8 protein-coding genes are annotated in these 9,302 nt (G+C 39.6%); 1 reads left to right on the forward strand and 7 read right to left on the reverse strand.

Annotated elements, in window-relative coordinates; translation table 11 throughout:
• Positions 1 to 33 precede the first annotated feature (33 nt).
• On the forward strand, positions 34 to 2,169 hold the full coding sequence (locus H5157_RS08825; protein ID WP_182724550.1) for a TonB-dependent siderophore receptor: 2,136 nt from the start codon (positions 34 to 36) through the stop codon (positions 2,167 to 2,169).
• A 33-nt stretch (positions 2,170 to 2,202) separates the two neighbouring features.
• On the opposite strand, the gene H5157_RS08830 is transcribed toward H5157_RS08825, so the two are convergent.
• The 7 genes from H5157_RS08830 to H5157_RS08860 form a co-directional block, all read right to left on the reverse strand.
• Positions 2,203 to 3,297, reverse strand: a complete 1,095-nt coding sequence (locus tag H5157_RS08830) for a mechanosensitive ion channel family protein (RefSeq protein ID WP_182724551.1) — start codon at positions 3,295 to 3,297, stop codon at positions 2,203 to 2,205.
• 97 nt (positions 3,298 to 3,394) lie between these two features.
• Positions 3,395 to 3,796 carry a DUF6691 family protein gene (locus H5157_RS08835; RefSeq protein ID WP_002958285.1) on the reverse strand — a complete coding sequence of 134 codons (402 nt, stop codon included), beginning with the start codon at positions 3,794 to 3,796 and terminating at the stop codon, positions 3,395 to 3,397.
• A 3-nt stretch (positions 3,797 to 3,799) separates the two neighbouring features.
• Positions 3,800 to 4,213, reverse strand: coding sequence for a YeeE/YedE family protein (locus H5157_RS08840; RefSeq protein ID WP_021032090.1), 414 nt, complete (start codon positions 4,211 to 4,213; stop codon positions 3,800 to 3,802).
• A gap of 2 nt (positions 4,214 to 4,215) precedes the next feature.
• Positions 4,216 to 5,475 (reverse strand): OmpP1/FadL family transporter, encoded by a 1,260-nt coding sequence (locus H5157_RS08845; protein WP_182724552.1) that lies wholly within the window; start codon positions 5,473 to 5,475, stop codon positions 4,216 to 4,218.
• A gap of 379 nt (positions 5,476 to 5,854) precedes the next feature.
• Entirely contained in the window at positions 5,855 to 7,285 is a 1,431-nt protein-coding gene (locus H5157_RS08850) for a sugar porter family MFS transporter (protein WP_182724553.1), read from the reverse strand.
• A gap of 36 nt (positions 7,286 to 7,321) precedes the next feature.
• Positions 7,322 to 8,425 (reverse strand): FecR family protein, encoded by a 1,104-nt coding sequence (locus H5157_RS08855; protein ID WP_182716195.1) that lies wholly within the window; start codon positions 8,423 to 8,425, stop codon positions 7,322 to 7,324.
• Positions 8,418 to 8,990 (reverse strand): RNA polymerase sigma factor, encoded by a 573-nt coding sequence (locus H5157_RS08860; RefSeq protein ID WP_002958279.1) that lies wholly within the window; start codon positions 8,988 to 8,990, stop codon positions 8,418 to 8,420. Before H5157_RS08860 ends, H5157_RS08855 begins: the two co-directional genes overlap by 8 nt.
• Positions 8,991 to 9,302 lie beyond the last annotated feature (312 nt).

Below are 9,302 nucleotides of genomic sequence, written 5' to 3' on the forward strand. Positions count from 1 at the left end.
GCAACGTTTTATAAACCTCTTCTCTGGATCAATATGTTTAACCAAAAATATTTGGCGCTCAGTATTGCTGCGTCTTTTTCTGCTTTTTCTAATGTGGCATTTGCCGAGCAAAATAACGATATTGAAAAAATAGAAGTAACTGGCCGTGCCCAGCAATTTTACCTAGAAACCGAAAGTAAAATTGGTACCAAAACTAATTTAGATCTTATTAAGCTTCCGCAATCGGCTCAGGTGTTAACCGAGCAACTTATTATTGACCAAGCCGCGCGCGACATTACCGATTTATACCGCTCTATTGCGGGTGTCAGTGAATACAGCTACTCAGGCGTAACTTTTCGTGGTTTTAGAGACGATGCCAATGTATTTTACGATGGCGTACGTGGCGACCCATATTCGGGCTTTGGTGTACCGCAGTTATTTAATGTTGAACGTGTTGAAGTATTAAAAGGGCCTGCCTCTGCTTTGTATGGCGGGGGCGAACCTGGTGGGATGATTAATTACGTAACCAAAAAGCCAAGCTACACACAAAAACGCGAACTAAAGCTTACTTTGGGTAACTACAACACCCGTGGTGCATCACTCGATATGACTGGTGGTTTAAGCGATACAATGGCTTATAGATTGGGTGGTTACTATGAAGAGCAAGACAGCTTTCGTAACAATGCAGACTCAAAAAACACCGAGCTGACAGGCGGATTGTTATTTGATTTAACAGATTCAACAACCCTAACCACAAGTGTTGACTACATTAAACAAGACCTAGGCGGAAACCGCTTACGTGGCGTACCGGTAGATGACAACGGTAACTTTTTAGTTGACCCAAGTTATAACGCCAATGAGGCGTTTGATTATCAAAATATGGAAGCTTTGGTGCTTCAAGCAGAACTTAGCCATTATTTTAATGATGATTTTTCGTTAAGTACTACGTTTCGTTACATGGATAACGAGCGAGACCAAGCCTACCATGAGTCGCAAAGCTGGGTAGATGTAAATGGTGATGGCGTTGCCAATATTGACGATGAAACGATTAAGCGTGAATACCGTAAGCAATTTCGTGCCAATAAAGAGGCAAGTGTAACCACCGACTTTGTTTATAACTTTGGACAAGGACAATTAACCCATCAGTTTTTATTTGGTGGTGATTACCACACCGTTGATACCGAATATGACTACTTTCGCGCCCGATATGAGGCCGATGGCGTCGCTAATTTAAATATTTTTAATTTAAACTACGGTGAAACCGATCCAAGTACTTATAACCTTACCGACATGAACCGCGATGGCGTAGATACCGACCGATTTGGTGTATACGCGCAAGACGTAATTAGCATAGGCGAGCAGTGGACAATAATTGCAGGTTTGCGCTATGACCATTTTAAAGAGTTTAATCAAGAAACAGGTTTTAGTTACTCAGATAACGATATAACGCCGCGCGTTGCTGTTACTTATCAGCCAGTAGAAAACACATCGGTATATATTAATTACTCAGAGAGCTTTAACCCTACATCATCAGCGGACCAAGAAGATGTAGAAGGCGAAGGTAATTTAGAACCAGAGACCGGTAAGCAAACCGAGCTGGGTATGAAAAACCAATGGCTCGATGGCAAAATAATGAGCACCTTTGCAATTTACCAAATTAATAAAGAAAACGTGGTAATGAGCAACCCTGACGATACGGGAGCGGGGGATGGCATTGCTGCACTTTTAAATATAGGTGAAGTAGAAAGCCGAGGATTTGAAACAACTTTAGTCGGTGATTTATCAGCGCACTGGACCGTAACGGCTAACTACGCTTACAACGATACGCAAGTGGTAGACGGCGTAACGGGTGATACGCTTTCAAATACATTTGGAGATGGTTCGCGCTTTGCTAATGCACCACGCCACCAGGCAGGTTTATGGACTCGCTACGCTATTGATTCAATTGACTCATCAATTGCCTTTGGTGCAAATTACGTAAGTGAGCAACTGAGTACCAGTGGCCAAAAAGTAAAACCATTTACTGTATTTGATATGAGCTGGACGAGTCGCTTTGACGACGTATTACTGAGTGTAAATATTAATAACCTGTTTGATAAAGAATACGCGGTTAGTGGATTTAGTGAGCGAAACGGCCACTTTCCTGGCAGCCCTCGTGAAATTATTGGGCAAATAACCTACAAGTTTTAATACTTATTAGCGCGAGAGTCACTCGCGCTTTTTTTAAGTGTCGCCTTGCACCTTTTTATCACTATTAAATTTAGCGGCTTCTTGAGTCGTGTTAATAGCCGTAATAGGGAAGGGGATTACAATACCTTCTTTTTTATAGCGTTTATGCAGGGCTTTTATAAAAGCAGATTTAACCCAAAAGCGATTAAAGTATTCTTTAGCTCTAAGCATTACCGTAAAGTTAATGCTTGATCTATCAAAGGTATGAAAAACCACAAAGGTATTGTAATCATCAACGCCCCATTCGTGTGAAATAAGTATTTCACGAGCCACTTCGAGTGTTACTTGCTCAACAAATTCTAAATCTGAATCGTAATGCACGCTTATATCAACAGGTACGCTTAGCTCTTTTTCAGGGTAAAAGTAATTAATAATACGCGATTTAGATAATTGGCTATTAGGTATAATAATCATATTGTTGGGTAGCATTTTAACCCATGTAGATCGCCAGCCTATATGATCAACAAAGCCTTGCTCCTTAGATTCAAGCTCAATAAAATCACCCACCCTTATAGGTTTATCTATTACTAGCTGCACGCCAGAAAAAAAGTTTTCAAGGGTAGGTTGCAAAGCAAGGGCAACAGCTAGTGATGTAATACCTAACGAGGCAATAATAGGTGTAATAGAAATACCTAACGTGCCCATTAAAACCAGTAATCCCACTGACGATAATGTAACGCGTATCACGCCTTTAATTATGCTTTTTGAATTAAAAACAACGGCAGATTGTTTACCATAGTAATTAATAGTGCCAATAATAAAGCGGTCTAAAAACATAATAAGTGCAAGCAGAGCTAATACAATATTAATGCTATTAAAAGGGATCTGTTGAGAAATAGAAGTACCAATAATGAAAGTGTCGTGCTCTAAAATGGTGAGTAGCACAATAATTGTGCACAGTGTTAGCGGCTTAGATATTGACTCTATTAGTAAAGTATCGAATATAAATTTGGTTTTTGAAGTCCATTTTTTTAGCCAGTACATTACAAAAAAACGAATTAAAAACAGTAGTATAGCTATAAGTAATAGGGAGGACGCTGCGCCTAACCAAGGTGTGCTGTTAGAAAATTCCAGCGCTTTATTTAGCATAACTTAAACCTGTTCAATATAGTTTTATATATATTGCAGCAAGTTATGTACCTTTGTTTGGATAAAAGTAGCTGCCGAGTTTAGTCGGCAGCAAATATTATACTTTTTTGGCTAACCACATACCGCCTAGCACGGCTGCAAAAAATAATAAAAACTCCATTTTAAGAGACACCAATTGAACCAAACCCGGGCCTGGGCATATACCACTTAAACCCCAGCCTAAACCAAAAAGTACCGAGCCGATAATTAAGCGTGCATCAATTTTTTTTAAATCACTTAAATTAAACGTTCCTGAAAGAAGTGGCTTCTCTTTTTTTGCAACCCATAACCATGTCAGCATCATTATTAGCATGGCAACAGCCATCACTATAATTAAACTTGCGTCCCATTGGTTTCCATAGGTAAGAAAGTTAATCACTTTAGCAGGGTTTGTCATCCCGCTAATAATAAGTCCTAAGCCAAATATAAAGCCTATAACAACCATCATAATTGCTTTCATTATTTATCCTACAAGGTTTGCTGTAATGAAGGCGACAAGCATAAATGTGCATGTTGCAACCCAAGAGCGAGTAGAAAAGCGCGACATGCCGCACACACCATGGCCACTTGTGCACCCATTAGCTAACGTTGTACCAGCGCCAACTAAAAGCCCTGCAACAACAATAAGCCAAGGCGGTAATTGCAATTCGCCTTCTAATAAAGAAGGCGCAAATACCCTTACAGCCACTCCTGCCAACAACAACCCTAAAATAAAGTATAACTGCCAACGAGAGTCTGAATTTGCTTTAGCGAATACAGACTTAACAATGCCTGATATGCCCGCAATTTTTCCGTATAAAACCAGTAATAACGTACACGCTATACCTATTAATGCCCCGCCTATTGCAGCCGATACTGGGGTGAATTCTGTTATCATTTTTAAATTTCCCAAACAATAGAAACGCCTAAACCGGTTTGTTTCATTTCGATTGATAATTGTTGATTAGGCGCTAAGTAGTTAGCACCCGTTACTTTTTTTGCTGGCGAATAAAAAGCCATAGCGTTTAATTGTACCTTGTTGGTAAAAGAATGGCTAAAGCCAGTAGTAAAATGCCACTCTTGAACGCCCGGGGCTAAAATATTAAGCAAAACGTTTGATGAAGGAATAGGTTGCTCAGTATAAGATACCCCAAAACGAATTTTTTGTTGCGATGTACGTTGCCACTGATAGTCAAGCTTATAAATAGTCATATCGTTCCAGCCAAACCCAGCTCCTGCATCAGCCCCCAAAGGTGCTGACACCAAGTTACTGATTGGATTTGCAATACTTTTTACTTCGCTGTAATTTATTTTTTGCCAATCAAATACAACCTGATTACTTGGGGTAAGCTTGTAGGCTGCGCCAAGTTGAAACGAACTTGGTAGATCAAATCCGCCTTGCTCTGCAAACAAACCTTTATAGCTATCAAACTCTTGCATAGACACTGATGAGCGGTAACTCGCCCCCCAGCTTAATGACGAATTTATATCTTGGCTAATACCTAGTTGAATGCCTAAGCCTGTGCTTGTATCGGTGCCATTATTTGTGAGCGCTTGGGGTGATTGCGAAAAAGGAGCAAAGTTTCCAAGCCCTTGCGCTTCAAACTGTTGCACCACGTAAATAGGGGATACACCAAGGCGTGTTTGTTCATTCAACTCATAGCTTACTGTTGGGCTAATAAAGAGTTGTTTTAAATCAACGCCCGTTGTACCAGCGTAAAAAGTCCCCTCAGGAGAGGATTCTGCGCCGTACTCGGTATTCATACCGCCGTTGCCATACACTAATAAGCCAATATTTACTTTTTCATTTAATTGATGGCCAATAGCAAACTCTGGAATTGCAAATACAGTGTTGTCGCTTTTTTGTGTTTTTGCTTCAAGATAAAATGCGCCAGGGTAAAAAGTATCTACTTTTGATGCAGTATATTTTCGTTCAGGTGAAAAAAGCTCTAAGCCCAGAGATAGCTCTGTTCCGTTAGGTAAAAAGGTTGCTGGATTATTAGCGCCAGACATTAACTCTTCTGACAGCGCTACACCTGCGCCAGCCATGCCTTTGTGGGTCATGCCATAGCCGTGAGTAAAATAACCATTAGTAGCAAATGCACTGAACGAACCTAACGCACACGTTAAAGCTAAGCCTGAAATTAACTGTTTTTTCATTTTAGTAAATACATAAAGTTGGAATGGGCGGACAATAGCTAATTTTTGATATTCTAAAAAGGAATTTAAATAGATTAGTTATAATAAAAGGTAATACGGCAATGGTTATAAAGTTAAAATAAATGAGCGTAGATTGCTATTCAACCTTAACTTAAGTTAATAGTTTCGCTAACGTATTGAGCTGTAGTGATATTTAAGTATGCAATCGGTAGCTATAAACTTTGGTAGTAAAAGCTTGCTGGTAAAAGGAGCGTTTACGTATTAACAGCAGTTTAAAATATATTTATTAATTAACGTTGAGCTCATCCAAACAATCACTCTTAAATAACGCCATTGTATGTAAAAGCAAAGCGGTGATTAATATCACCGCTTTTAAAAATTACATAGATTCGAGCGTTTTACCGCGTGTTTCTTTTATGTATTTAACAACAAAAAATATGCTTATAAGTGCCGATAACGCATAAAAGCCATAAGCACCGGCAAGGCCAATATTGGCCAGCATAATAGGGAAGGTCATGGTAATGGCAAAGTTAGCAATCCATTGTGCGCTAGCTGCAACAGCAAGGGCTGCACCACGAATACGATTATTAAACATTTCGCCTAATAATACCCATACAACAGGGCCCCAACTTAAGCCAAAAAATACCACAAATAAGTTAGCCATAATCAGTGCAAACGTACCCATGTTATCGCTAAGGGCAAGTTTGCCTGCTTCATCAAGGCCTGCACTACCAAATATATAAGTAAGCGCGCTTAAGCTAATAAACATACCAATACTGCCTACTAAGAGCAGTGGTTTACGGCCAATTTTGTCAACTAGGGCAATGGCAATAAAGGTTGATACAATATTAGTAGTACCTGCGAGTACATTTATAAATAGCGATTGCGACTCGTCAAACCCAGCGGCCTGCCAAAGCTCAGAGCCGTAATAAAACACCACGTTAATACCCACAAATTGCTGAAATACACTCAGCGCAACACCCACCCAAACAATTGGGTGTACTTTTTTACTGTTATCAATAAATAAATCGCGAATACTTGGCTTTGTGTCGCTATGCAATGAGCGTTTAACATCGCTTATTTGCGCATCAACGTTGTCGTTCGATATTTTACTAAATACTGCTTTAGCATCGTCTACTTTACCTTGCGCCACTAAATAACGAGGCGACTCCGGAATAAACAAAACACCCACTAAAAACAACACAGCAGGCACAAGCTCAGCCCAAAACATCCAGCGCCAAGCGGCTGTATCAAGCATTAAAATATTTTGCGCGCTACCTGCGGCATCAGCAATTAAATAGTTACTTAAAAACGCAGCAAACAAACCCAGTACAATAGCGAGTTGTTGAAGTGTAGCTAAACGACCGCGAAGTGCTGGTGGTGCAACCTCAGCAATGTAAGCTGGCGCTAATACTGATGCAGCACCAATACCTAAGCCACCAAATAAGCGATAAAAAATAAATTCAGCTGAGCTTTCGCTAATGCCCGACCCAAAGGCACTAATGGCAAAAATAATCGCGGTGATGATCATAATTGCACGGCGGCCAAATTTATCAGCCAGCGGCCCCGCAGCAAGTGCACCTAGGGCGCAGCCAAGTAACACAGACGCTACGTTAAAGCCCGTAGCTACACTGCTTGAGTTAAAAGCATTACCGAGTGCCGACACTGTGCCGTTAATAACACCTGAGTCAAAACCAAATAAAAAGCCACCAATAGCAGCCACGGCAGAGATAAAAATTACGTAAAAAAGTGAGCACGTGTTTGATGTGTGCGCCGAGCTATTATTCCTCGGCGATAAAGATGATGTCATGATTGTGTGTCCTGATTTTTATTATTGTGTACTGTACTATATTGAAGCGCTTGGATCTGCGTAATTTAAACGAATTTTATCTGGGCTAATTCTTTCATAACTAATATTAAAATTATTATTTAATACTTCTAATAAGCCCTTAACATCGCCTGTTTTAAACATACCAGCGACTTGTACCCTTGTTAAACGCTCATCATCAGAAAGCTCAAAGTCTATATTCGTATATCGACTAATCTCGGCCATGGCATCGGCAAGAGATTCGCCTCTAAAAATAAGGCTTCCTTTACGCCAAGAAAGACTAGCCGCTACGTCTATAGGGTCTACTTTTTCAACGTGCTTAGCTATTTTACCTTTGAAACTTAAATCGAGCTTTTCACCTTTAGAAACTGCTGTAGAGTTATTTGATAAAAATTTACCAAGCTTATTTGTTCCATTTTTTTGGAGGCTTGATGGTTGCGAATTACTTTGTTCGGCAACAAGCACTTTTCCATCAGTGACTATTAATTCTATTTGTTTTTCACCCACTTCAACATTAAACGCAGTGCCTACTGCCTGAATAACTTTATCACCAGCAATAACACTTAAAGGCCGTGCCTTATCATGCGCCACATTTATATGTATCTCCCCCCGCAGTAAGTTAATTACTCGAGAGTCTCGGGTATATCTTATTTGTACAAAACTATTAGTGTTTAATGTAATTTCACTTTTATCTGGCAAAATTATGTCTTTGCTTTCACCTACACCCGTTTGAAAGTTAAGTTGCTTAGCGACAACAGCTGACCGATTAACGGGATAAAAAAATGAAAAATTAAATGCTTCTTGAAAAAAGCTAAGTGCAACAGCCAATAAAACAGAAGCGGCCGTTGCACCTAACCACACAGGGAGGCGTTTTTGTCTAGATTGTGATTGCGGGAATAGATCAGATAAGCGGCTGAGTTCACCCATCTTGTCCCATAGGTGTGCAACTTCAAGTAATACTTCGACGTTTTTATATGACTGAGCTAACCAGAGCTGCAATGCGTCTTTTTCGGGTTTAGTTAAACCTCTATCGAGCTTAGCAAGCCATTCACTTGCACAATCAAGGCGTGCGTCTTCGACTGCCTTATTATTTCGTTCGTCTATATGGTGGACATTACTCATGACTACCCCCTGCACTTTTTTGTGAAGAAGAGTTAGGTTTGCCATACACACTTTTTTCAGATTGTCGCATAAACTGCGTACAACGTTTTACGCCGGTTGCTATATGTTTTTCCACGGTACTTTCACTAAGGTTTAATTGAGCAGCAATTTCTCGCTGCGAATAACCATACACTTTTTTTAATACAAACACTTTACGGCATTGAACAGGCAAAAGCCTGACAGCTTCACAAAAATTTGAAAATTCGCAATCGGTAAGCGCATTTTCGTACATTTCGTCTTTCTGATGTTCCGTTAAGAGTTGCTCTAATGCTTCCATGTTGTCGATACTATCGACTAGTCGTATATTGGCTTGCTTTTGATAATCGAGCGCTAGGTTACGCGCCGTTTTATAAATAAAAGATTTTGGTGAGCAAATGTTTTCAGTGTTTTTTATTTGACAAATTCGCACGTAAGTTTCTTGCACAATGTCTTCAATTTCATGTGGAGGCACTATGCGTGCCACTACATTTGAGAGACCTTTGCGCGAGGCCAGATAAGCCTTATAAAATAGTGTGTCTTTTGTCATTGAGTGTGTGTCTCGTGTGTGTGTGGTTTTGGCAATTGTTGTTATTGTTTTGCCATTACAGCTTAAGACGATTGGTAATAAAAAATCCGCTACTCAATTTTAAAATAAATTGTTTTTCTATTTGTAAAATTGCAGGCACTATCAATCCTTGTTGTTAAAAGCTTGTAATTTGAATACCAAGTGTACTACAGTTTTTCAAATTATTAACACGTATAGGCTAGCTCTATAATTATACGTGTTCATATAACCAATTAATTAATATAAAAATATATTTAACTTTTTTAGTTGAAACCCCACAACATTTTTTTGCAC

It is taken from the genome of Pseudoalteromonas sp. SG43-3 (assembly GCF_014164385.1).
Classification (GTDB): domain Bacteria; phylum Pseudomonadota; class Gammaproteobacteria; order Enterobacterales; family Alteromonadaceae; genus Pseudoalteromonas; species Pseudoalteromonas distincta.